Source organism: Veillonella sp. Ser01, assembly GCF_053850375.1.
Map to the genome: position 1 here is coordinate 364419 of NZ_JBSPUA010000002.1, position 24296 is coordinate 388714.

Consider the following 24296-nt stretch of genomic DNA (forward strand, 5'->3'; position numbering starts at 1 on the left):
CGTGCATAGCACGGGCTTTTTGTGTTAGATTACGTAATCGTCAGAATCTTCTTTTTTAGGTTTTTTGTAAATTTCTTTTACACCAGCCATCTCGATAAGTTCCTCACTGAGTGCATCTTCATCATCTGTGTTAAGCATGGAGTAGAAGGCCCAAAGGATAACGAACCAAATTGGTGTGAACAAGAGGGCAATTCGAGTGTCTTCGTTTAGGGCGAGAATACCTAGAATGAAAACAAAGAACGCAAGGATGATGTAATTCATCACTGGGAATAGAGGCATCTTGAATTTAGATTGTGCCGCTAATTCAGGGTTTTTCTTGCGATATTTAAGGTGACAAATAACCATCATTGCCCAAATAAAGATGAAGCAGAATGTAGAGATAGATGTAATCATAACGAATACTGCTTCTGGCATTACATAGTTGAGTACAACTGTAATCAATAGTACTGCAGCAGAGAAAATGGTTGCTTGGTATGGTACACTGCTGTGGGTTAAGCGGCGCATAGAGCTTGGCGCATGACCGCGTTTAGCAAGGGCGTAAATCATACGGCCTGTACTAAAGATACCAGAGTTTGTTGCAGATGCAGCAGATGTAAGAACTACAAAGTTTACGATGCCTGCAGCGGCTGCAATACCAACAGCGGTAAATACAGCTACAAATGGGCTAGCAGATGGGTTGACGGCTGTCCAAGGATAAATGCTCATGATGATAGCCAAAGCGCCCACATAGAACAAAATAATGCGTAAAGGGATGTTGTTAATCGCCATAGGAATAACCTTTTCAGGATCTTCTGTTTCACCAGCTGTTAAACCTACAAGCTCGATACCTGTGAAAGCGAAAACAACCATTTGGAATGATAAGATAAAGCCCATTGTTCCGTTCGGGAACCAGCCCCCATAATTCCACATATTACTAAAGGCGGCAACGCCTGCATCTGTAGTAAAACCGGTGACAATCATGATGATGCCGATGATAATGAGGGAGATGATGGCGATTACCTTAATCAAGGCAAACCAGAACTCCATTTCACCGAAGTACTTTACGGCTGTTAAGTTCATTAATAGCAATGCCACTAAGACGACAAGGGCAGGTATCCATTGAGGCAGCCACGGTATCCAGAACTGCATATAGAGGCCTACGGCTGTTAAATCGGCCATGGCTAGTGAAAGCCAACAGAACCAGTATGTCCATCCTGTGATAAAGGCAGCTCGATCACCTAAATAATCTTCCACGAAGTCGATAAAAGAGTGATGGTCCAAGTTAGATAATAATAATTCACCTAAAGCTCTCATGATGAAGAAGCAGATAATACCTGTAATAAGGTAGGCGAAAATAATGGATGGACCGGCCAAGTGAATGGCACGACCGGAGCCTAAGAATAAGCCTGTACCGATGGCCCCGCCAATGGCGAGCAACTGTACGTGCCGGTTCTTAAGTCCCCGTTTTAACTGATGCGTATCAGACATAGTAAAGACCTCTTTTCTACAAACTATCTACAAATATAAAAAGCCATGGATACCCATAGCCTTTATAATCTATAGAATATATAAAACTATTTTCTTATAATACAGTATCTATTACAAAAAGTCAAATGTATTTATACAGTAGACATATAGAAAGAAAAGTATTATTAATATACGAATAAAAGAGAAATTATTCATAATTTTTAAAAGGATACTATGCCTTAAAAGGTTTAAAAAATTTGCTATAATAATACATAGATTATCTTTTACTAAAATCGTGGAGGCTATTATTATGAGACGACAAGATCGCATAGTTACAGATATAGATGAAATTAAGGGCATTTTAAATAGTACTCGTATTATTCACCTAGGCATGATGGATGGTGACTATCCTTACGTGGTGCCCTTACATTTTGGATATGAATTTATAGATGAGGTACTTTATATCTATGTACATGGCCATTATGAGGGGAAAAAGTTTAGTTTGATTCAAGCGAATCCCCATGTATTTATTGAAATTGATGGTAGCGATGAAGCCCTCGTTTCAGGTGGAGATATACCATGTAAATATAGCTCGGTATACTCTAGTGTGATGGGTCGTGGAGAGGCTACCTATTTAGAGTCTATTGATGAAAAGGCCCATGGTTTACAAGTGTTAATGAAACATCAGACAAGTCGTGAGTTCACTTTTACGGAAGCCATGGTAAACTCTGTGGGCGTAGTTCAAATTAAAATTGTCGACTATACGGCCAAAAGGCGAAGACAACTTGAACAAGATACTATTATGCCGCCATTAACTAAATAATGACACAACAATCCTATTGAACTCTATGATCATATAGTGTTCAGTAGGATTTTTTATATCGAACCTAAGCATTAGATACATTATTTGGTTGTGACCATGCTTTCACAAAAGGAAAGATAAAAGTTTTATGAAGTAGCTAGAGCTACAGAAACGGTAGCTTGATTTTGATATAAATAAGAAAATATATCATTATATGTGTGGAGCATATTATAAATTGTTATAAGTGGAGAGAATATGAGAAAAATAATGCGTAAGACGATATTAGCAGCTATAGCTGTTGGTTTACTATCTGCAAGCTATGTATTTGCAGATACTGTTGATCAGTCTGTATCTAATAATAATTCTGAGGCCGTATCTAAGTCTAAAAATATTACGCCAAACATGAATAATGCTTCTCCGATTATACAAATACCAAGAATGCAATTAGTAGGCTGGCCTATGATGACTCAAGACGGTGCTCGTAACTTTAAGGGGGTAGCAGAGGCTATTCAGAAATTGCATTATGAGGCTGAAGTACCTAGTTATATACCTTTTGGATATCAGCTTTATACAGCGCGTCACGATCAAAATGATGTCTTAGAGGTTGTATATTACAAAAGAGGCGGGCCTATCTACCAGGATGGGAATAAATTTATTACTAATGTTATGGCTTATCGAATGGGATATTCCTTGGATACCGTAAGAGATACAGCGTATATTCCTGCAGAGTACAAGGACTATGAATGGTCTGAACAAGGTGAATCTGGCAAGGTGTATTATACAGGTAAGCCAGGCGTACAACTAATCCGTAGCATTACGTGGACGGAAGGCGGCATGGCGTACTCCTTATTCTTCTTAGAACCTGTGAAAGCAGTTGATGCTGAATTCTATAAGGAACATGTGGTGCCTGTAAAAAATATAGATAGCTCACGTTATGAATTGTTAGGAAACTATCCGGTTACGAAGATTTCAAACAAAACAAGAGATGAATACGATAAAGAACGAATGATTCCTTAGCAGATACACTGATGTTATACAAACTGTATCTAAAATAATATATTGTGTATAGCGGCGAAATTAGTAGTCGCTTATAAAGAGGAAAAAATATGAGAAAAACAATGTACAAGTCCGTTTTAGCTGTTATCACTACTGGGCTACTATCTGTAGGAATGGCAACAGCAGAAACTGTGTATACCTCTAATACTACAGATCAGTCTGTATCTACTCAAACACATAAGCTAGGACATAATTTTAGAAATGTAGAGCCTAGAACTGACCATTTACAGTGGCACTTTCATGATTGGCCTATAGAGAATATACAAAAGGCGCATACTTTTAAGGGCAATCTAATAGAGGCAGCACAGAAGCTTCCTTATGAGGTTAAGGCACCTAGCTATATCCCTTATGGCTATGAGGTCTATACAGTGCGTCAAGATAAAAATGATGTATTAGAGGTTGTATACTTTATAAAAAATGCTCAAACATATAGAGATGGTAAGAAAAATCTCGGTAGCATTTTTGTTTATAGAATGGGCTATTCCGTGAACGATGTAAAAGATGTACCGTATGTTCCTGCAGAGTATAAGGACTTTGAATGGTCTGAACAGGGTGAATCTGGCGAAGTCTTTTACACCGGGGATCCAGCAGCACAACTGATCCGCAGCATTACGTGGACAAAAGACGGTATGGCATACTCCTTATTGTTCTTAGAACCAGTGAAAGCAGTTGATGCTGAATTCTATAAGGAACATGTGGAGCCTATAAAAATATAGATAGATCATGTAGTGATTTACTTGGAATAAAGCGGAAACGTGTATAACCGCTCAAAGAGGAGAGAATATGAAGAAAATAATAAGAGCTGCCATTTTATGTGCCACGATGGCTACAGCAGTAAGCACCTTTGGGGTACAGCCAGTTAGTGCTACATACCCGTTAATAGATAAAAATGGTAATACCGTTCCTGTTGAACGAGATGTAGATAATCAGAAAATTATCGATGATAATCAAAAACTTATGGATCGTTATCGCTGGTATGATCAAGTTGATGATTATGATTTAGTTGAAACTAATATTGAAAGTGCTGTGCAGGAATTTGGCTATCCTATACAAGTTCCGTCTTATATGCCTAAAGACTATGCAGTACGTGATGTAAAGGCCAAGGACCATGACGTATTAGAAATTGTATATACGGAAACGGGCCGTGATGGAGAATATGGTCCGAAGTTAACCTTCTCTAATACAGATATTGTATATCGTATGGGGTGGGCTATCGATACAGTAGTAAATCCTATATTGGAAAAGACAAAGTACAACGCTAAGGATGCAGTTAGCTTTACTACCCCTAATGGAATTTCTGTACATACGTTAGGTTATAGTAAAGATGCTATTCAAATCGCTTATTGGGAAAAAGATAATAAAGTTCATATGCTTTACTTTGCTTCTTTAAGAAACCAAAACTTTGTAAGCAAAATTGTAGACTCTGTAGGTCCTTTGAGTAACGTAGCCGCTGATGATACTCGACTACGTGGTGACCGCAATGATAAGCAACATATTGAAGAACCTATTAAACAAAATGTTGAAGAACAGGGTAAACAAAATGTTAAAATAGATTGGCCTCCTTATGAAACGATTCCTTTACCAGTGCGTACACATACGAATTCTGTATGGCCTATACTCACTAGCAAATCCAAGGGCTTACCTAGCGGTGTAATTAATGCATCTCATAAGGTGTCCTATGACGTATCTGTACCAAGTTATTTACCGTTTGGCTATACATACTATGCTACACATTTTTATGACAATGATGTATTAGAAACTGTATATTGGAAGCAAGGTGAAGAGTATCAAGAGCGCAGCGGTCGTTGGGTAACTCATACTATGGTCTTCCGCATGAGCTACTCTATGGATACGGTTTGGCCTGAAGAATATATCCCAATGGAGTATCATGATGTACAGTGGAGTGACTCTACTCCAATAGGAGAGGTTCAATATACAGGTGATGTAGATAAGGGCTTAGTGCGCAGTGTTACGTGGTACAAGGATAATATGGCGTATTTCTTGTTCTTCCAAGTGCCTGTGAAAGCATCTGAAGCAGACTTTTATAGAGATCATGTAGTGCCGTTAAAAGATATCGATCCAAGTCGTACAGATTTAATTGGTGTAAAAACGATTCGTTAATATTAAACAGTAATAAGACTGTTTAGTACAATTTTTGCTATCATAGAGCTTTAGCATTTACCGAAAACAGTACATAATAAAAAGAACCTATCTCCCAGATACTTTATTAATATCTTTGGAGATAGGTTCTTTTAGAATATGTAATTTACATATATTATGCTTTTGGCATTTTACATATATTTTGTTCTTAGCCTATTAGTGATTATAGCAACCAAATGTTAGCTTTCACTAATAGCTTAATTATGAGCATACGTTAATTAGAAGAATACATAGCGGATGATAACGAGTACCGCCAATACGTACATAATCCAGTTAACCTCTTTTGCACGACCAGAAATGATCTTGAGTAGAGGGTATGCAACGAGACCTGCAGAGATACCGTTAGCAATGCTATATGTGAAAGGCATCAAAACGATAACTAGGAATGCTGGGAAGCCTTCTGTCCAATCATCGAAGTCGATGTTTCTGATAGCACCTAACATGAGGGCGCCAACGATGATAAGAACAGGAGAGGTTGCTGCATTTGGCACCAAGGATACGATTGGAGCTAAGAACAAGCAGATCAAGAATAATACGCCTGTTGTGACAGCCGTTAAGCCTGTACGGCCACCAGCACCTACACCGGCTGCACTTTCAACAAAGGCAGTAATAGTAGAAGTACCGAGCAATGCACCGGCACTAACGCCGATTGCATCGACAGTCATGGCTTTACCAAGGCCTGGGAATTTACCAGATTTAGGATCTGCAATTTTCGCCTCTGTTGCAGTACCAATCAAGGTACCCATGGAGTCGAACAATTCTACGAAGGTGAAGGAGAAGATAATCGTGATTAAGCCCATGTGGAGCGCACCAGGAATATCTAATTGAAGGAATGCTGCTTTAGAGAAATCAGGCACTGCCAATACAGTGAAGTTCTCAGGCATTGTAGAAAGGCCAGTAGCGTAGGAAAGAATTGTTGTTGCTGCCACACCAATCAAGAGAGAACCTTGAATTTTACGAGCCATCAATAGAGCTGTAAAGATGAGGGAGAATAGAGCCAACAATGTTTCGCCACTGTGCAAATTACCGAGCGTTAAGAGTGCTTCGGACGCAGGAGGTACTAAGTTACCATGTGTTTGCACAACTTGACCTAAGGAGTTGGGAGACAAACTAATGGAGATAGCCATCAAGCCGGATAATTTCAAGCCGATGATAGCGATGAAGAGACCGATACCAACAGTAATGGCAACCTTCATAGAGGCCGGGATGCCTTCAACGATCATTTGGCGTATTGACGTAAGTGTTAATACGAGGAATACGAGACCGGAAATGAACACCGCACCTAATGCTGTTTGCCAGGATACGCCCATACCGAGAACTACGGTAAAGGAGTAAAAGGCTAAGAGGCCAACCCCTGGAGCGAGGGCAATCGGATAGTTTACGAATAAACCCATAGCAATCGTTACAAGGCCACCACCTAAGGCAGTAGCGATGAGAACTGCATCTTTATCCATCCCTCCGAGACTAAGAATGTTAGGCGCCAAGAATAGGATGTACGCCATCGTGATAAACGTAGTAATACCAGCTAAAATTTCGGTTTTAACAGTTGTACCGCGTTCACTGAGTTGAAATAGTTTATCTAACATTAGATAACATCCTCCCATATGAAATTAAAAAATACCCAAATAAAATATTTTGATATATGTATAGTGTATCATATTTCCCACCATTTTTTGTATGAATTTGTGATATACTATAAATATATTATGAAATGACTTAGAGGTTAACTTATGAAAATATCTACAAAAGGGCGCTATGCCTTACGGATATTGGCGGATATTGCAGAGCACGGGGTAGAAAAAAATGTACCAATTCGTGAGATTGCAGAACGCCAAGGATTTTCCGATAAATACTTAGAGGGGATTGTATCTCGCTTATCCTCCGCTGGCCTCGTTAAAAGTGGACGTGGTAAATACGGTGGATATCGCTTGGTAAAATCGCCGGCTGAATACAATGTATATGAAATTTTATATGCTGCAGAGGACTCCATTGCTCTCGTATCTTGTTTAGAAGACGATGTAGAGCCATGTCCGATGTTTAACGATTGCTTGACTGCTCCATTGTGGCAGTACTTGCAAGATGAATTCCGTCATGTTATGGAACGCGTATCCTTACAGGATGTAATGGATCACAAGTTTCCAACGGAATAAATGAGAGAGTCGCGTATCATATGCGGCTCTTATTTATATAGAATGTAAAAGTATCTTGCTATATATACTTTTATATATGAAAGGAGGGACCGAATGAGTACCACTACATATGACGCTCGCGGTGGCATGCGCAATGTATGGATTATTACGGCGGCCATGACAGTGCTAGCCATATGTTACACTATGATCATTCCGTTTTTGCCTATCTATCTTTTAGAATTAGGCGTTCCAAAGGCTGACGTAGCTCTTTGGTCGGGTCTCGTTTTCGGTATTACCTTTCTCATTGCAGGTATTATGGCTCCTATATGGGGCAAGATTGCCGATAATAAAGGTAAAAAACGGATGGCCTTGCGTGCTGGCTTTGCCATCGCTATCTGTTATGTATTAATTGGCTTAGTTACAGACCAATATCAATTACTCATGGGGCGTGCGCTCGTTGGTTTTGCTAATGGATTCTATCCAGCAGCAATGACTATGGTGTCCCTTAGTGTTGATGAAAAACAGGTTGGTAGAGCATTAGGTATATTTCAAACCGGTCTTATCTTAGGCAATGTCATCGGTCCATTTTTAGGTGGTGCCGTTGAAAGTGTTGTAGGGATGCGGCCTGTATTTTATGTATCTGGTATTGCTGTATTTATTGCGACTTTGGCCGTATTATTTTTTGTAAAAGAACCCAAATTACATACTGTAGGCACTGATGGAGCAGCGCAACCTACTCAACCTACTAAATCTACATCCTTACGTGAAGACTTTAAAGCGGTTCAACAACAGCCTGTATTAGTACGATTACTTTGGATATTCTTCTTCATGCAATGCGCTATTATGATGTTGCAACCTATTTTGGCCCTCTATGTAGGCGATATGCAAGGCACTATGGAAGGGGCGGCTATGATCTCTGGCACCATCCTTAGTATCGGCGGCTTAGCAGGATCCTTAACGACGAACCTATGGGTTCGCCTTGGTGAACGCCGTGGTTATTTTAAGACTATTTCCTACTGTATGATGGGGAGTGGTATCGTCCTTTTACTTCAAAGCTTGCCAGTAGGTATCTGGTGGTTTGGTGTATTACAAGTACTCATTGGGTCTTGTATAGTAGGTATTAACCCATCCTTAAGTGCAGCGGTAACCCTCAATACAGACCCAAGTTTTAGAGGCCGCATGTTTGGTATGACTACGACTGCTCAACAATTTGGGTCTATGGTTGGTCCTGTATTTGCAAGTATTGTATCTACTTATGTTGGCATATCCTATGTATTTAGTATTACAGGCTTGTTATTGTTATATATGGCTTTCCAATCTAGAAAACTATCTGCTAAGCACGAATAATACCATAAATGATTACTCCACACGATTATGTGTGGAGTTTTTATTTTGAGAGATTAGATATACTCATGGGGATTGGATAATCTGACCAATTTTAATAAGATTGAGAAGATGGGATATAACAAAAAATGATGTTAATCGTTCATCTAAAAATACTATTTTAGTGCATAATGACAGGCTTTCATACATTTTTTGTGAATAGCAATCCAATATAGCCGGATTGATTGCTTTTACCAAAATATTGGTATATAGTTAGTTTAAGGTAAGTCATTTGTCTCACCCTGTGGGACGGAAAGGAGTTATTATGGTCCGTATCGGTCATGCTGTACTCGGTGAAAAGGGTACAAAAATATGTGTTCCTATTGTGGGCACAACAATGAAAGAAATTTTAGATGCCACTGCGGTTGCATGTAATACACCGTGTCATGTAGTGGAGCTACGCATTGACTATTACGAGCGGGCCCACTCCATTGACGCTATTATTGAATTGTTAATGCTCATCAAACCTCAGTTAAAAGGGCGTGCTTTGTTATTTACTTGGCGCACAAAAGGTGAAGGTGGTGAGAAATCCATTTCTACACATGATTACTTTACAATGCTAGAGCGCCTTATTCCGACTGGATTAGTGGATGCTATTGATATCGAACTATTCTTTGATCAAGATAGAATGCTTAAAACGATAGAATTCGCCAAGGTGCATGGTGTAACCATAGTTATGAGTAATCATGATTTTAATGGTACACCAAGCCATGAGGTTATTGTAAATCGTCTCATTCAAATGAAAGACTTCTTGGCTGATGTGCCAAAGATGGCTGTTATGCCTCATACAACAGGGGACGTATTAACCCTCCTTGAAGCAACAGCTGAAGTTAAAGCCTTGTATCCATCTGACCCAATCATTACGATGGCCATGGGGCCATTGGGGGCTGTTACACGCACAGCAGGCGCATTGTTTGGTAATGCTATGACCTTTGCCTCTGCTGGTAAAGCATCGGCACCAGGTCAAATCGATGTACATGAACTAAAACGCATCCTCGATACCATCGACGTAGATGGCGTCTTCGATAAACAACAACATAAACGCGTAAAAGTGCATTAAAAAAGTCGGCGAGAGCCGACTTTTTATATGGTTAGTATTTCCTGCAATGTATTCATTACTTATAAATCTTTAAGAAGCTCATTAAAGACTTTTTCTGCAGGTTCACCAATCCCATTTTCAGCTTGATTAAGGCCAGTTTGGACTCTAGCGTTTAAAGCTTCTTCAGTCCATAAGTTATTATTTATGGCATCAACCCATTTGGGACGATGTATAGTCGTAGGAATATTTTTAGCGAATTGTATTTGTTTAGACACAAGTGTTATAGTTTGAGATATAGTTAATCCCATTTCTTTTAGGATTGCCGTAGTTAGTGTTTTAACTTTAGGATTTATACGGATATTGAGTATTCCTGTTTTATCAATTTTATCAAAGGATATTTCAACCTCATTTGTGGTTGATGTTCCGTACAATCTAGTAGTATCTGATGCCTTTAATGTGGTTCGGGGTTGTTTGTAGGTGCCGTCATTGTTGAGTGTATTTGGCGTTGGTGTTTCATCTGTAGATGTTGTTGGTAAAGCAATGGCAAACGGAATGCGACGTTCTTTAATGATTTGACGGAATAGTGCGTCAAGCATGGAGGTATAGGATAGGCCTTGGGCTTTCAATATGCTAGATACCTCTTGTTTTAGATCTTCGTTGATGCGGACTTGTAGGTTTACGGTTTTCATAGTATCTCTCCCAGTATTCTTTTGGCTTGTGATTGTAATTCGTTGGTTATATTATTGAGTTTATATTAAAAGTTTGTTAAGTTAATTAATTCTATTTGTAATTACATTGTAATTGCAAATGGTAGCTTTTTCAAATATATATAATACATAGGACACATAAAAAAGCAGTAGTTATCTTTCGGATAGCTACTGCTTTTAGTATTATATCTATGAAGGTAAGATATGAGTTTTAGTTTTATCTAGAAAGACAGATGTATAGTATTCTACAAATGCGATATACAAGCTCTTACAATAAGTTTGCCTCAAAGTCTTCTAGGATTGCCGCCACTGTTTCTGGTGCATTACGCTTATGTTCTACGATGCATTGGGCGAAGCTTTCATACATTGGTGTACGCGTTGCTTCCAGTTCGCGTAGGCGTTCGATGCCACCACTAGAAAGGACACGACCAGAGGTAGATAGGTTTTCTACAGGTTGTGTTAATTGGTAAATGCGACCATTTTGGCGTAGGTGCGCGTAGTTTTTAGGTACTGTTACACAGCCGCCGCCAGTGGAGATAACGAGGCCTGTTTCTGTACCGAGTTTTGCAATCATTTCCGCTTCTTTTTCACGGAAGGCTGGTTCCCCTTGTTCTGTAATATAGGTAGAGATATCACCAATTTCTTTCTCTAACTCATGATCTACATCAACGCAGGTACGGCCCATTTCTTCACCGAGTGCTTTGCCGACTGTAGTTTTTCCTACGCCAGGCATGCCGATGAGGATAATGTTTTCCTTTTCACGACGCATATCTCGTAAGATTTGCTCGATTTCCTTTGTACCAAAGCTTTCACCTTGGAAATGATTAGCCGCCTCAACGCCTTGAGCCACGAGGAATGGCAAGCCATCACAATGCGGAATTTCCATCATTTCAGCTTGTAACAGCAAAATTGTACGGCGTGGATTGTAGATGAGATCTACAACGCCTTCTAGCTTGGAAAATTGCGTAATATCGATGAGATTAGCTGGATTATGAGGATACATACCGATAGGTGTGCAGTTAATAATAATCTGTGCTGTTTCGTAGTAATTAGGCGCATCACCATAGAATGGTGCCGTCTTACGAGAGAGGTGAACTATGTTCTTAGCTCCTAAGTCTTCAAGAGCTACGTGAACGGTAGCGGAGGAAGCGCCATCGCCAAGGATAATACATTCTTTGCCAGATACATCAATGCCAGCATGTTGTAGAGTAAATACAAAACCATCGTAGTCTGTATTATAGCCGTGCCATTTACCATCTTTGCGAACCATCGTATTCACACAACCGATGCGTTCAGCACGAGGGTCAACTACATCACACGCCTCAAGGGCATTTACCTTGTATGGGATAGTGATATTGATACCTTGTAGTTCTGGATCAGCGAAGAACTCTTGCAATTGGCTCGGTTCGCGTTCAAATAATTCATAATTTGTATTCCCTAATGCACTGTGAATGCGAGGGGAGAAGCTATGGCCCAACGTACGGCCAAGTAAACCAAATTTCATAGGACCTCCTAGGTCAATATACATAGAATGGCTAATAGGCTGGTACCTATTAGCCATTGACGTTTTATAACTATATTCATTGTACTATATATGCCCTGATAGGGACTAGTACGGAGAATATATTAGTTTTCCGGGTAATTACCGAGTAAGCGGAACTTATCTTGTGATGTATGAAGCTCTGCTAGTACAGACAATACCTTTGGATCTGCTAAGGAGGCTTCTAAGTCGAGGTAGAATAAGAACTCAAAGTTATGCCCTACAATCGGGCGAGACTCGAGTTTGGTAAGATTTACGCCGATATTTGCAAACTTCGTAAGTAATGTGCCAAGGCCACCTGGAGCGTGGCTTGCTGTAGTTACCACGGAGATTTTATTAGCCCCTGGGTATACATGGAAGTCCTTGCTGATACAGATAAAGCGCGTATAGTTGTTATCGCTATTTTGGATATTGCGCATTAATGGAGATAAATTATACAAGTCTGCACATTGAGGAGCTGCAATAGCTGCTACGCCAGGATTGTTACTAGCTGCTACGAGCTGTGCTGCACGAGCCGTGTTATCGAAGGAGCGCAATTCTACGCCTTCTAATTTCTCTAGGAAGTGGCTGCACTGGCCCAATGCTTGAGGATGGGAGATGATAGTGTGAATATCTTCTAGTTTTGTGCCTTTTTTCACGAGTAAATCGTGAGAAATCCATAGGCGAGTACCGCGTACGATATAGCATTTACGATCTTCTAGAAGGTCATACACTTCTTTTACAGAACCATTGGAGCTGTTTTCGATAGGTAATACGCCGAATTGACATTCTCCAGACTCAACAGCGTCGAATACGGCACGGAAGCCTGTTACATAGTGAATTTGGCTGAGTGGTAATAATTTATCACACGCCACTTGTGCATTGCTACCGAAGATGCCAGCACAAGCTACGCTGCCCCGTTGTGGAGGTAAGGTAGGGGACTGCTCAATAGCCTTTTTCATTTTAACAGTGAACTCATTATCTTGGAATAATTGTTCAGACTGATACGTACGGCTCAAGCTGAATAATGCTTCGAAGAAACGGCGTGCGTAGAGGTCGAGGTCTGGGCCTGCATCTCGAGTTACTTTGTCGAGGATATCTCGTTCCCGTTTGGCATCGTAAATAGCCTTGTTCATTTCTTTTTTTGCCGCCGCAACGTCCTTGGAGAGTTCCATGCGCTCTTTGAAGAGGGCGAGCATTTGGTCGTTTATATCGTTAATTTTAACGCGTACTTCATCTAAGTTCATGGTCAATATCTCCTAAGAAATCAAGAATAACAAGGGCCGTAACAGCTTCGATTACAGGTACTGCACGAAGCGCTACACATGGGTCGTGACGACCTTGGATTGTGAGTAATGTGTCCTCTTTTTGTGAAAGGGACACAGAATGTTGTTCTTTATAAATGGATGGTGTTGGCTTGATGCCCACTTGCATAACGAGTGGTAAACCATTGGTAATACCACCTTGGATACCACCGCTATTATTCGTTGTGGTTGTAATCTTGTCGCCGTCCATGGTGAAAGCGTCATTCACTTCGGAACCAAGTTGTGCACACATATCAAAGCCACCGCCGAAGGATACGCCTTTAATGGCGGGTACCCCAAAGATTACGCGAGCTAAGCGGTTCTCGATGCCATCAAAGTTTGGGTTGCCAAGGCCAATTGGTAGACCTGTAGCAACGACTTCAACTATACCACCTGTAGAGTCCCCATCTTTTTTGAGGTTCATAACAAGGGTTTCTACTTCGTTACGTTTTTGTGAATCAACCATAGCAATTGGCTCTGTAGCGATGCTAGCTAATGCTTTCATATCTGGATGAACCATATCGATAGAAGCATCTTGGATGGTTCCCACTTGTTTTAAATGGCCGTGGATTTCAATGCCTTTTTCGCGTAATAGTTGTAGAGCGATGCCACCAGCTACGCAAAGCGGAGCTGTAAGGCGTGCTGAGAAGTGACCGCCACCACGCATATCTACCTTGTCGCCGTAGCGCATACGGGCTGTAAAATCCGCATGAGAGGGGCGAGGGATATCGCGTAAGTTATTATAATCGCTAGAGTGCTGCGATGTATTGCGGATCATAAATGCCAATGGGGAACCACTGAGCATGCCGTCCACCAAACCTGCTAAAAATTCAGGTGTATCGGCTTCCTTACGTTGTGTTGTTAATTGATTTTGCCCTGGCGCACGGCGCTTTAAAAAGGCTTTTAACTCATCGATATCGATGGTATGTCCACAAGGTAGACCTTCAACAATACCGCCGATAGCGTATCCATGAGAGGCGCCAAAGGTAGATACCTGTATGGTTTTACCGAAATTAGATGCCATTATATTAACTCCTACTATATAGTACGTACTATTTCTATTATCTATTAGATTAAACCAGATACGATTAGAAATCTAAACTGGTTGTGCATTCCCGCCAAGTAAGTTCCAGTCCTCAAAGAAGTCTGGATAGGATTTTGTGATAGCCTCGCTATCTTGTAATGTAACAGGATTTTCACTGATGAGAGCCATCAGTGTACCGGCCATAACGAGGCGATGGTCATTTACACAATCACCTTGTCCACCTTTAAGTATACCACTACCGATGATATATAGGTCATCGCCGTCTTCACGCACTGTACCGCCTAAGTCTCTTACGAGATTAGCAACAGCTATGAGACGATCGGATTCTTTTAAGCGTAGGCGGGCACCCTTAATAAAGGAGCTTTCACCATAAATAGAGCAAGCAAGAGCAGCCATAACAGGCAACATATCCGGCATTTGCTCTAGATCTGCATGAATCGGCTTGGAAGCACGACCTTTGACCGTTATATTCATACCATCCCATACAACATCACAACCAGCATCAATCATAACTTGCATGATGCGGCGATCAGCTTGTACAGAGTTTTTGTTCATGCCTGTAATCGTAATTGGTTTGCCCGTCATACCAGCTGCTACCATCCAGATTGCTGCATTAGACCAGTCGCCTTCGATTTGGTAATTATCACGACCTATGAAGGACGCACCAAATGGTACTGTGAAAGCCTCATTGATGTTTGTGTCTGGTAAAGTGTGTTCTACTTCGACACCAAAATCTCGCATTGTTTCAGTAGTTAGTGTTACATAATCGCTAGATTGTAGTGGCGTAGTAGAGGTAATAGTAGATAAGCCGATTTGAGGGGCTGCCAACAATAAACCAGAGAAGAATTGACTACTTACATCGCCTACCATGGAGAAATTGCCCCCTTGAAGACGACCTGTCATAGTAAATGGTGGTTTATCTTGGGAGAATGTTACGCCATGCGCTTTCATTTCGCCTAGCATAGGTTCGAGAGGGCGATCTGGTAAACGACCTTTGGCATCTACATCTACATCGTTACAGATGGATGCAGCTACAGGTAATAAAAGGCGTAATGTAGTGCCTGATTCGTGAGGTACTACATTGCCCTTTGTAGGAGCGGGGCCAGGAGTAACGGTAACAATTTTATTTTCATATACTACGTGAGCACCTAAGCCTCGCAAGGAGTCCATAGTAGCATCGATGTCTTTAGAGGTACGGCTTAGTAGTATAGTAGATGGAGAGTTAGCAAGGGCTGCACAAATTAATGCGCGGTGTGCATGTGCCTTTGCTGGGATGGACGCAATCGTTCCTGTAGGAATGGCGTTCGTTACGGAATGCATATAAATCTCCTTTAAATATTAGGTAAACCTTATATTACAAATAACAATTATGCAGGTTATAGGTGCTAGAAACCTTAGATAACTTAATCGTAATAGATAAGTTAGCTTAATCAAGATAGGTTGCTAACTCTTCGTGGGTGACAACCTTGAGTTCGCTATGGCCATAACTAGTAGGGATAACGATTTTTATAGTAGCCCCTTCGCTTTTTTTATCATGTTTAGCAGCTGCTAGGATTTCTTCTTTTGGTATGGTCGTAGTGGTTGGCAAATCGTGTGCTTCGATGAGGACCTTTAATTTGTCTAACGCCTCTGCATCTAATTCTCCATGTTTGACAGCACCTTGCGCCATAAGGACCATGCCAATAGCAACGGCGTAGCCATGGTGGACTTCAAAGTGGCTCGCTTTTTCAATACCATGACCAAAGGTATGACCGAGGTTTAAGAGAGTACGAACACCAGATTCACGTTCGTCTTGCTCTACGATATCCGCCTTTGCTTGAACGCAGCGAGCGATAACTGCGCTAACGCTATCACGATGCTTTATTAATGGCTTATGCTCGAGTTGGGTTAATAACCCTGGTACATCGAGGAAACCATATTTAATAATTTCTCCGCATCCATTTTTCCACTCCATGTCTGGCAAGGTGTTAAGTGTTGTAGGATCACAGAGGACAAGGATAGGTTGTTTGAAAGCGCCCCACAAGTTTTTGCCTGCCTCGAGATTAACTGCTGTTTTACCGCCTACAGAGGAATCTACAGCGGCTAAAAGTGAGGTAGGCACCTGTACATAGTCGATACCACGTAAGTAGGTAGCTGCGGCAAAGCCCGCCATATCACCTACTACACCGCCTCCAAGGGCGATGAGCAGGTCTTTACGTGTTAATGATTGGGTCGCCATGTATTCCACTAAATCGATGAGCTGATGAGCGCTTTTGGAGCTTTCACCAGCAGGGAATACATAATCACAAACAGTATAACCCGCATGTTCCATATTAGCTTTCACAGAATCCAAATAATGCGGTGCCACATTGCTGTCGCTGACGATGATAACACGGCAATTTGGTTTTAATGGTTTAATATAATCGGTGATGCGTTGTAAAGCGCCTTCCTCAATGACAACGTCATAAGGTGTGGACGCGTTAATATGAATGCGAGTCATAACAGTTCCTTTCTTAAAAGAATAAGCTAGTACCTATTATAACGGATACTAGCTCATTTGTGTGCTATTTAAGATTATTTAGTGCATTCCACCAATGCTTGACGCAATGCGATAATTTCTTTCATAAGGCTAGTGAATTGGTCTGGACGTAATGCTTGAGGGCCGTCGCATAATGCTTTGGATGGATCATTGTGAACTTCGATCATAAGGCCATCTGCACCGCCGCCTACGGATGCAAGGGAAAGTGGGCGAACCATACGACTCATACCAGCAGCGTGGCTAGGGTCCATGATGATTGGCAAGTGGGATAATTCATGCATCATAGGGATTGCTGTTACGTCTAATGTATTACGAGTTTTAGTTTCGAATGTGCGGATACCACGTTCGCATAATACAACTTGTTCATTGCCTTCAGACATGATGTATTCAGCAGCCATCAACCATTCTTCGTATGTAGCAGATAAACCACGTTTTAAAAGAACTGGTTTGTTTAATTTACCTACTTCTTTTAAAAGTGTGAAGTTTTGCATGTTACGAGCACCGATTTGAAGCATATCTACGTTATCGAAGTATTGTAATTGGGAGATATCCATAACTTCGGAAACGATAGGTAGACCTGTTTCTTTTTTTGCGAGCTCTAACAATTCTAAGCCTTCTGGACCCATGCCTTGGAAGGAGTATGGAGAAGTACGAGGTTTGAAAGCACCACCACGAAGAATTGTAGCGCCTGCTGCTTTACAAGCTTTTGCTGTTTCTAATACTTGTTCAGGTGTTTCTACGGAGCAAGGACCTGCCATTACTGCGAAGTGACCGCCACCGATCAATGCACCACCTACGTTGATTACAGAATCATCTGGATGGAATTTACGGTTTGCTTTTTTGTATGGTTCTTGGATGCGAGTTACTTTATCTACGAAATCAAGGGATTCGATTTGACGCGCATCGAGGGATGCTGTATCTCCGATAAGACCTAAAATATTATAGCGTGCACCTTCTACAGGATGGATAATGAAGCCTTTTTCCTCTAATTCACTGCGTAAACGAGATACTTCTGTTTCTGCTGCGTTTTGTTTCAATGTAATAATCATGATAATTCCTCCTTATAACTACAGTGAATAGTAGGGCTTACCATACGGGATAGCAAACAAAAAAGGGCTACCCGTAGTTTAATACGGGCAGCCCTTTTACTATTCTAAGCAACTAATAATGATTAAATCTTAATTAGCGTACCACAAATAGTTCCTTACCCGTACGTTGGATAAAGAACCAATAAAAGTATTGTTTTGTAGCGAGGCTAATTTGGTTAGTCATCTTTGGTTGCTCCTTTCTAAAATGTTGGGTATAGTATAAACCCAAATGATAAGATTATGCAATACTTAAAATTAAATTTCATAGAAGTTTTAAAAATAATGTGCTTCATAAATTGTTTGGAATGCAGATATAATGAGGTCTTTTGTATAAAAATGATTTTTGCTATTCCTGACTAAATTGTAGTATAGTCATAGTATAACCACCTTTCGGTGATGAACCTAACTCACGTCAATTGACGCTCTTAGGTAGAGTATGACAAAAATAATTTTACATAAATAGCGATATATGAGTCGCTTTGGAGACGATATGGTTATTCAAATCTTAGATCATATAACAGAGGAAATAAAACAAATACGTATTGATGTGTTTATGAAAGAACAGGGTTTTGAAGACGAGTTCGATGAAATAGATGATATAGCAAAATTTGTTCTCTTATCTATCGATGGCAAGGCAGCAGGTACTTGTCGGTACTTTCCAAGTTCTGATGAAGGCGACGCCCACATTGGACGCATGGCGGTACGTAAGTTGTATCGTGGGCAACATTTAGGGACTAAGATTATGATGGCTGCAGAAAACGGTATTCGTCGCGATGGATTTAAGACTTGCTCTTTATCCGCGCAAGTACAGGCAAAACCATTCTATGAATCCCTCGGATATAAAGCAGAAGGGGAAGAATACCTTGATGAAGGTTGCCCACATATCTTGATGCGAAAGGTTTTATAAGTCGTTATATAATAAGAATAAGTAGATGGGTAGCATTAAATAAATTGATGCGCATATTATTTTGTTACGAGGTGAGAGAATATGAAACTAGCTGAGGCATTACAAGAACGAGCTGACTTAAATAAAAAAATTAGTGATTTGCAAGGTCGTTTAAATCAAAATAGTTTAGTACAGGAAGGGGAAAAACCTAATGAAAACCCTACAGTGTTGATGCAAGAACTAGAAGCAGCAATTGCTAGACTTCAACAACTCATTAAAGATATTAATCTTACTAACTGTGCAACTATTGTTGAAGGGCGTTCTTTAACACAAATTATAGCGGAAAAAGAAGGTGCAATTATGCGCCTATCTGCATATCGTGCTTTAGCAGATAGTGCAAGTGCTATCAACTACCGTGCTCGTGGTTCGGAAATTAAAATGATAGCAACTGTGAATGTAAGTGAATTACAAAAAACAGCAGATGTAATATCCAGGGAGATTCGTATCTTAGATAATTTATTACAGTCAACCAATTGGACGGTTGATTTAATAGAGTATTAATCATAAGTTGGTAATCAAGATAGGGTGGATACAAAGCCACGATTGCTTAATTCGTAAAAAGATGTTATTCCATTACATGTATGGGGCATTGAAGGTATGTATTGTGTAGGCCCTTATGGCGTATAAATGTATGGTTATTTTTTATAATGTATTACCATGTGTCAACTATTTTGATGAGGGTGGCGTTGGGGGACTATTTCTAAATATAAACGATAAAAAGATACCCAATTCAAAGATCTGAATTGGGTATCTTTTTCTTATTATTCTAATTTATCGAAATCAAATACCGCTATTTTTGATTATAGGTATGTTAGTACTATGGAATATTTAATTTTTTGATAAACATATAAATTTTACTTTTTACTTAGCGAATTATGTTATAATATAATTAAATAATAATCATTATTTTATTATATAGAATTTCTTAAGTAAGGAGATTTCATTATGACAGCAGAACAAAAAGCAGCTACGGCAGCAACAAGTTCTACCGCAGCTAAATCAACACCTGAACAAGGTACGGAATGGATAATTTGCCGTGTATGCGGATATATTGAGGATGCTAAGTACAGGGATCAACCTTGTCCAACATGTGGTTTTCCTCCAACAGTTTGGATGGATTACAAGCCACGTCGCATTAATACAAAACGTGAAAAATTGCTAGATCTTCATTTACATCCAATTGCGGTACATTTCCCAATCGCAGCAACAGCAGCTTCTTTCTTAGTACCTGTTATTGCATTATTGATTCCATCTATTGAAAATGTATTATTCCCTGCCATTACATTAGTAGCAATGATTTTACCACTTCTCGTTATTATTGGTGGTATTTCTGGTTATATTGGTAGTAAATTACGTTACAAAACAGGAACATCTAAAATTCCTAAAGCAAAGATTTACTTAACAGTTATCTACTTTATTCTTTCCTGTGCACAAGCCTACATCGCTATTGCTAACGGTGTAAATGCTGATAACGCATGGATTATGATTATTTTAGGTATCGTAGCTTCTATCTTTGCTGCCAAACTTGGTAAAATGGGTTCCTATCTATTTGCAGGTCGATTCGGCCCATATACAGCTGGCTAACCGTTATTAACTGAATAACCTTTATAATGAAAAAAGTGATTCTCCCATCGTGAGAATCACTTTTTCTTTTATCATTTTTTTATTATTCTAAATCATCGAAATCAAATGCCGCTGCTTTTGTATAGTTTGTAACTTTTGCTTCGAAGAAGTCAGTTTTTGTGCTATTCAAGTTGGAGAAGCTTTCAATCCATTCCATTGGATTGTCCTTGATTTCAGGGTATAGATGAGGCAAGCCGATTGCTTCTAAGCGGATATTGGCAAGGTATTTGATGTAGCGTTCAATAAGAACATTGTTAAGACCGAGGATTTTATCATCAGTGATGTATTGGCCCCAAGCAATTTCGTTTTCTGCACCTTGGCGAATCATGTCAGTGATTTTCGCTTCCAGTTCAGGCGTGAACAAGTCAGGGCGTTCACGACGTAACTCGCGGATGATGTTTTGGAACAATACAAGATGCGTTACTTCGTCGCGGTTGATGTATTTGAAAATAGTGGATGTAGCTGTCATTTTACCTTGGCGTGCCAATGTGTAGAAGAAGCTAAAGCCAGAGTAGAAGTAAATACCTTCTAAGATATAGTTGGCGATGATTGTGTGGATAAGGTTTGCTTCGCTAGGATCATCACTGAAACGTTGGTATGCATCGGCGATGAAGCGATTACGTTCAAGTAATGTTTTATCTGTACGCCATTCGTCATAAATTTTGTCACGTGTAATAGGATTTGTTACAGTGTCCAAAATGTAGGAATAACTTTGAGCGTGAATTTCTTCTTGGAATGCTTGGATATTCAATAAAGATGCCACTTCAGATGCTGTAATATAACGGCTCAAGTTAGGCAAGTTTTCAGATTGAATAGAATCAAGGAAGTTTAAGAATGCAATAATTTTGTCGAATGCACGGCGTTCGTAATCTGTTAAGTATGGAAATTGCTTAACGTCTTCGTTCAAGGAAATTTCTTCAGGAATCCAGAAGTTGTTGAGCATTGTACGGTACATTTGGTTCGCCCAGTCGTACTTGATACGGTTCCATTCGCGAAGGTTTGTGGTGTTGCCGCCAATCATAGATTGCGTGCCACGTTCACCATGTTCGTTGAAAATCAGTTTTTTATCCATAGTAGGACTCCTTTATACAACGATGCGACCTATACTGCTATAGGTCGTCATCAGATTTATAAACACATCTCGTATTAGGAGGAGCAGCTAGTGCACTCATCCATTTCAAGGGATTGGTTACGGATGTAGTAGATTGTTTTGATACCTTGTTTGTAGGCCTCAACATAAAGATCTAGGATTTCTTTCGCTTTCATTTGAGGTGTGATATACAAGTTGAAAGATTGTGCTTGGTCAATATGACGTTGACGCACACCACAAGCTTTGATGGACCATTGTTGGTCGATTGTATGCGCTTCTTTGTAGAGCCAGAATGTTTTGTTGTTCAAATCTGGTGCAGTTTTTGGTGTGAAAGAACCTTTTTTCTCTTCGATGAAGAATTTTTTGAAGATAGGGTCGATACCAGCCGTTGTGTTCGCAATGTTGGAAGTAGAACCTGTAGGAGCTACGGCCATCAAATAACCATTGCGGATGCCGTATTTTGCAACGTCTGCAGCCAATTGTTTCCAACGATCGGATGTGTAGCCACGACGTGTGAAGTATTCACCAGTTTCCCATTCGGAACCTTTGAATGCAGGGTATGCACCTTTTTCTTTCGCCAATTCCATGGAAGCTTTGATAGCATAGTACGCGATGTTTTCGAACAATTTGTCAGCTACTTCAATGTGCTCATCGGACTCCCATTGGATATCGTGGTTTACAAGGTAGTGGTGGTAACCAGAAGTACCAAGACCAATAGCACGGTATTTATCAGACGTCATGCGAGATTCTGGTACTGGTGCTTGGTTGATGGAAATAACGTTGTCTAACATGCGGATTTGAAGAGCGATATTTTCTTCTAATTCTTCGTCAGAAATGCGACCAAGGCTGATGGAGTTCAAGTTACATGTAACCATGTCGCCTGTATTTGTTTTAGTAGTGATAGTGCCGTCTTCGTTGATGATTTCTTCAGCAAGATTAGTGAAGCCAACGTTTTGTGCGATTTCGTGGCACAAGTTAGACGCGTAAATCATACCTGCATGCTTGTTAGGGTTTGCAGCGTTTACAGTATCGCGGAAGAAGATGAATGGTGTACCAGTTTCAACAGCAGAGCGCATGATTTTTTTCATCATGTCTAGTGCTGGCACTTCGATGCCGTGTAAGTTCGGATCTTGTTCACATTCAAGGTAACGTTTTGTGAACTCTTTGTTATCGTCTGTGTCGTAGAAGTCCTCTAGAGCATAGCCTTTTACAGCCAAGATTTCATGAGGGTCGAAGAGGGTGAAGTTTTCACGGCTGATCATGCGTTCCATGAAGATGTTTGGAACAGAGATAGCAGGGAAGATATCGTGTGCTTTACGACGGTCGTCACCATTGTTTGTACGAAGCTCTACGAATTCGTAGAAGTCTTTGTGCCAAATATCAAGTGTTACTGTAGCGCCGCCTTTACGTTTACCCAATTGGTCTACTGCAACAGCTGTATCGTTGTATAAACGGATCCAAGGAATAACGCCACCAGAGGAGTTCTTGAAACCGCGGATGTCAGAGTTCAATGCGCGAACTTTACCAAGGTAGATACCAAGGGCGCCACCGTGTTTAGATACGCGGGAGAACTTGCTGTTTACGTCGTAAATGGACCATAAGTTGTCATCTACACCAGAGATAAAGCAAGAGGACAACTGATGGAATGGTGTGCCCGCATTTGCCAATGTAGGTGTAGCTGTTGTCATTTTTAATTGGCTCATCAAGTCATAGAATTTTTTAGCGTACTCTACCTTGTTTTTGCCTTCTACTAATGCCAAGTGCATAGCGATAGCCATGAAACGTTCTTGTGGTAATTCGAAGATTTCTTTGTTGAAGCCTTTTACCAAGTAACGGTCAGCTAATAATTTAAGACCTTCGTAGTTGAAGAGATAGTCTCGTTTAGGTTTGATGTAATCGCCTAACTCTTGCAATTCATCAGGTGTATATTCTGTAACGAAGAAGTCAGCGTATTTTTTCTCTTCTACAAGCATATGTACAAGATTTGGGAAGTTACCATAACCGAATGCTTTATAGCGACGAGTGATAGCCGCTTCTTTATAGAGATCGAACAAGAATAGACGAGCCGCTACGAATTGCCAATCTTGATTCATTTTATTTACTTGGTTGCCGAAGCCATCGTCTTTTTTAGAGATAACCTTTTCGATAGCTGTTTGTACTAAAGTTTTTTGAATTTCTTTAGTTGTCATGCCATCAACGAATTGTAACTTCGCATCCATTTCCAATTCTAGTGGATCACAAGAATCTAACCCCAAACATGCGAAGGCAATCATACGTTTCGTTTTTTCAACGGATAAAGGCTCGAAATGGCCATCCCGTTTCTTGATCATAATCTCCATTACTGTTCCCCTTGAGTCTTAAAAGTAATAAAACTGTTAATCTAAACATATATAAGATTAGACTGAAAAGTATAAAATATTTTTAAGTTAAGTCTAATCAGA

Annotated in this window: 21 protein-coding genes; 10 read left to right on the forward strand and 11 right to left on the reverse strand. The window is 40.2% G+C overall.

The annotated features are described in order from the left end of the window. Positions 1-24 precede the first annotated feature (24 nt). A complete protein-coding gene (locus ACWTVK_RS05545) occupies positions 25-1467 on the reverse strand; it encodes an amino acid permease (RefSeq protein WP_456046219.1) in 1443 nt (480 codons plus the stop codon). A gap of 289 nt (positions 1468-1756) precedes the next feature. Here ACWTVK_RS05545 and ACWTVK_RS05550 point away from each other — a divergent pair, with 289 nt between their 5' ends. From ACWTVK_RS05550 to ACWTVK_RS05565, 4 genes are all read left to right on the forward strand, one after another. Continuing rightward, complete coding sequence (locus tag ACWTVK_RS05550) at positions 1757-2269, forward strand: pyridoxamine 5'-phosphate oxidase family protein (RefSeq protein WP_456046220.1); 513 nt, start codon at positions 1757-1759, stop codon at positions 2267-2269. Positions 2270-2503: 234 nt separating this feature from the next. Continuing rightward, the gene (locus tag ACWTVK_RS05555; RefSeq protein ID WP_456046221.1) at positions 2504-3265 is read left to right on the forward strand and encodes a hypothetical protein; all 762 of its coding nucleotides are present in this window, start codon (positions 2504-2506) and stop codon (positions 3263-3265) included. A gap of 89 nt (positions 3266-3354) precedes the next feature. Then, positions 3355-4020, forward strand: coding sequence for a hypothetical protein (locus ACWTVK_RS05560; RefSeq protein ID WP_456046222.1), 666 nt, complete (start codon positions 3355-3357; stop codon positions 4018-4020). Positions 4021-4087: 67 nt separating this feature from the next. Further along, the gene (locus ACWTVK_RS05565) at positions 4088-5425 is read left to right on the forward strand and encodes a hypothetical protein (protein ID WP_456046223.1); all 1338 of its coding nucleotides are present in this window, start codon (positions 4088-4090) and stop codon (positions 5423-5425) included. Between the two features lie 257 nt (positions 5426-5682). Here ACWTVK_RS05565 and ACWTVK_RS05570 read toward each other — a convergent pair whose 3' ends face one another. Then, positions 5683-7050: an NCS2 family permease gene (locus ACWTVK_RS05570; RefSeq protein WP_227721275.1), complete on the reverse strand. Its 1368-nt coding sequence runs from the start codon at positions 7048-7050 to the stop codon at positions 5683-5685. Positions 7051-7194: 144 nt separating this feature from the next. Here ACWTVK_RS05570 and ACWTVK_RS05575 point away from each other — a divergent pair, with 144 nt between their 5' ends. The 3 genes from ACWTVK_RS05575 to aroD all read left to right on the forward strand — a co-directional run bounded on the left by ACWTVK_RS05575 (position 7195) and on the right by aroD (position 10036). After that, complete coding sequence (locus tag ACWTVK_RS05575) at positions 7195-7614, forward strand: RrF2 family transcriptional regulator (protein ID WP_005385239.1); 420 nt, start codon at positions 7195-7197, stop codon at positions 7612-7614. A gap of 93 nt (positions 7615-7707) precedes the next feature. Continuing rightward, entirely contained in the window at positions 7708-8940 is a 1233-nt protein-coding gene (locus ACWTVK_RS05580) for an MFS transporter (RefSeq protein ID WP_456046224.1), read from the forward strand. A 301-nt stretch (positions 8941-9241) separates the two neighbouring features. Then, complete coding sequence (gene aroD, locus ACWTVK_RS05585) at positions 9242-10036, forward strand: type I 3-dehydroquinate dehydratase (RefSeq protein ID WP_456046225.1); 795 nt, start codon at positions 9242-9244, stop codon at positions 10034-10036. A gap of 59 nt (positions 10037-10095) precedes the next feature. On the opposite strand, the gene ACWTVK_RS05590 is transcribed toward aroD, so the two are convergent. The 7 genes from ACWTVK_RS05590 to aroF form a co-directional block, all read right to left on the reverse strand. Then, on the reverse strand, positions 10096-10704 hold the full coding sequence (locus ACWTVK_RS05590) for a type II toxin-antitoxin system RelB/DinJ family antitoxin (protein WP_456046226.1): 609 nt from the start codon (positions 10702-10704) through the stop codon (positions 10096-10098). 286 nt (positions 10705-10990) lie between these two features. After that, positions 10991-12226, reverse strand: coding sequence for a shikimate kinase (locus ACWTVK_RS05595; RefSeq protein ID WP_456046227.1), 1236 nt, complete (start codon positions 12224-12226; stop codon positions 10991-10993). A gap of 122 nt (positions 12227-12348) precedes the next feature. Then, positions 12349-13488, reverse strand: coding sequence for a bifunctional chorismate mutase/prephenate dehydratase (locus ACWTVK_RS05600; RefSeq protein WP_456046228.1), 1140 nt, complete (start codon positions 13486-13488; stop codon positions 12349-12351). Further along, the gene (gene aroC / locus ACWTVK_RS05605) at positions 13475-14569 is read right to left on the reverse strand and encodes a chorismate synthase (protein ID WP_456046229.1); all 1095 of its coding nucleotides are present in this window, start codon (positions 14567-14569) and stop codon (positions 13475-13477) included. Before aroC ends, ACWTVK_RS05600 begins: the two co-directional genes overlap by 14 nt. Positions 14570-14641: 72 nt before the next feature. Next, positions 14642-15910: a 3-phosphoshikimate 1-carboxyvinyltransferase gene (aroA, locus tag ACWTVK_RS05610; protein WP_456046230.1), complete on the reverse strand. Its 1269-nt coding sequence runs from the start codon at positions 15908-15910 to the stop codon at positions 14642-14644. 106 nt (positions 15911-16016) lie between these two features. Next, entirely contained in the window at positions 16017-17069 is a 1053-nt protein-coding gene (gene aroB / locus ACWTVK_RS05615) for a 3-dehydroquinate synthase (protein WP_456046231.1), read from the reverse strand. Positions 17070-17143: 74 nt separating this feature from the next. Beyond that, complete coding sequence (gene aroF / locus ACWTVK_RS05620; RefSeq protein WP_119209223.1) at positions 17144-18157, reverse strand: 3-deoxy-7-phosphoheptulonate synthase; 1014 nt, start codon at positions 18155-18157, stop codon at positions 17144-17146. 529 nt (positions 18158-18686) lie between these two features. On the opposite strand from aroF, the gene ACWTVK_RS05625 reads away from it, so the two are divergent. The 3 genes from ACWTVK_RS05625 to ACWTVK_RS05635 all read left to right on the forward strand — a co-directional run bounded on the left by ACWTVK_RS05625 (position 18687) and on the right by ACWTVK_RS05635 (position 20726). Beyond that, positions 18687-19103 (forward strand): GNAT family N-acetyltransferase, encoded by a 417-nt coding sequence (locus ACWTVK_RS05625; protein ID WP_295793940.1) that lies wholly within the window; start codon positions 18687-18689, stop codon positions 19101-19103. Between the two features lie 81 nt (positions 19104-19184). Further along, the gene (locus ACWTVK_RS05630) at positions 19185-19643 is read left to right on the forward strand and encodes a DIP1984 family protein (protein ID WP_456046232.1); all 459 of its coding nucleotides are present in this window, start codon (positions 19185-19187) and stop codon (positions 19641-19643) included. A gap of 444 nt (positions 19644-20087) precedes the next feature. Then, positions 20088-20726: a hypothetical protein gene (locus ACWTVK_RS05635; RefSeq protein WP_456046233.1), complete on the forward strand. Its 639-nt coding sequence runs from the start codon at positions 20088-20090 to the stop codon at positions 20724-20726. 82 nt (positions 20727-20808) lie between these two features. Here ACWTVK_RS05635 and ACWTVK_RS05640 read toward each other — a convergent pair whose 3' ends face one another. Then, positions 20809-21837, reverse strand: a complete 1029-nt coding sequence (locus tag ACWTVK_RS05640; protein WP_005375612.1) for a ribonucleotide-diphosphate reductase subunit beta — start codon at positions 21835-21837, stop codon at positions 20809-20811. 74 nt (positions 21838-21911) lie between these two features. Beyond that, positions 21912-24194, reverse strand: a complete 2283-nt coding sequence (locus ACWTVK_RS05645) for a ribonucleoside-diphosphate reductase subunit alpha (protein ID WP_456046234.1) — start codon at positions 24192-24194, stop codon at positions 21912-21914. Positions 24195-24296 lie beyond the last annotated feature (102 nt).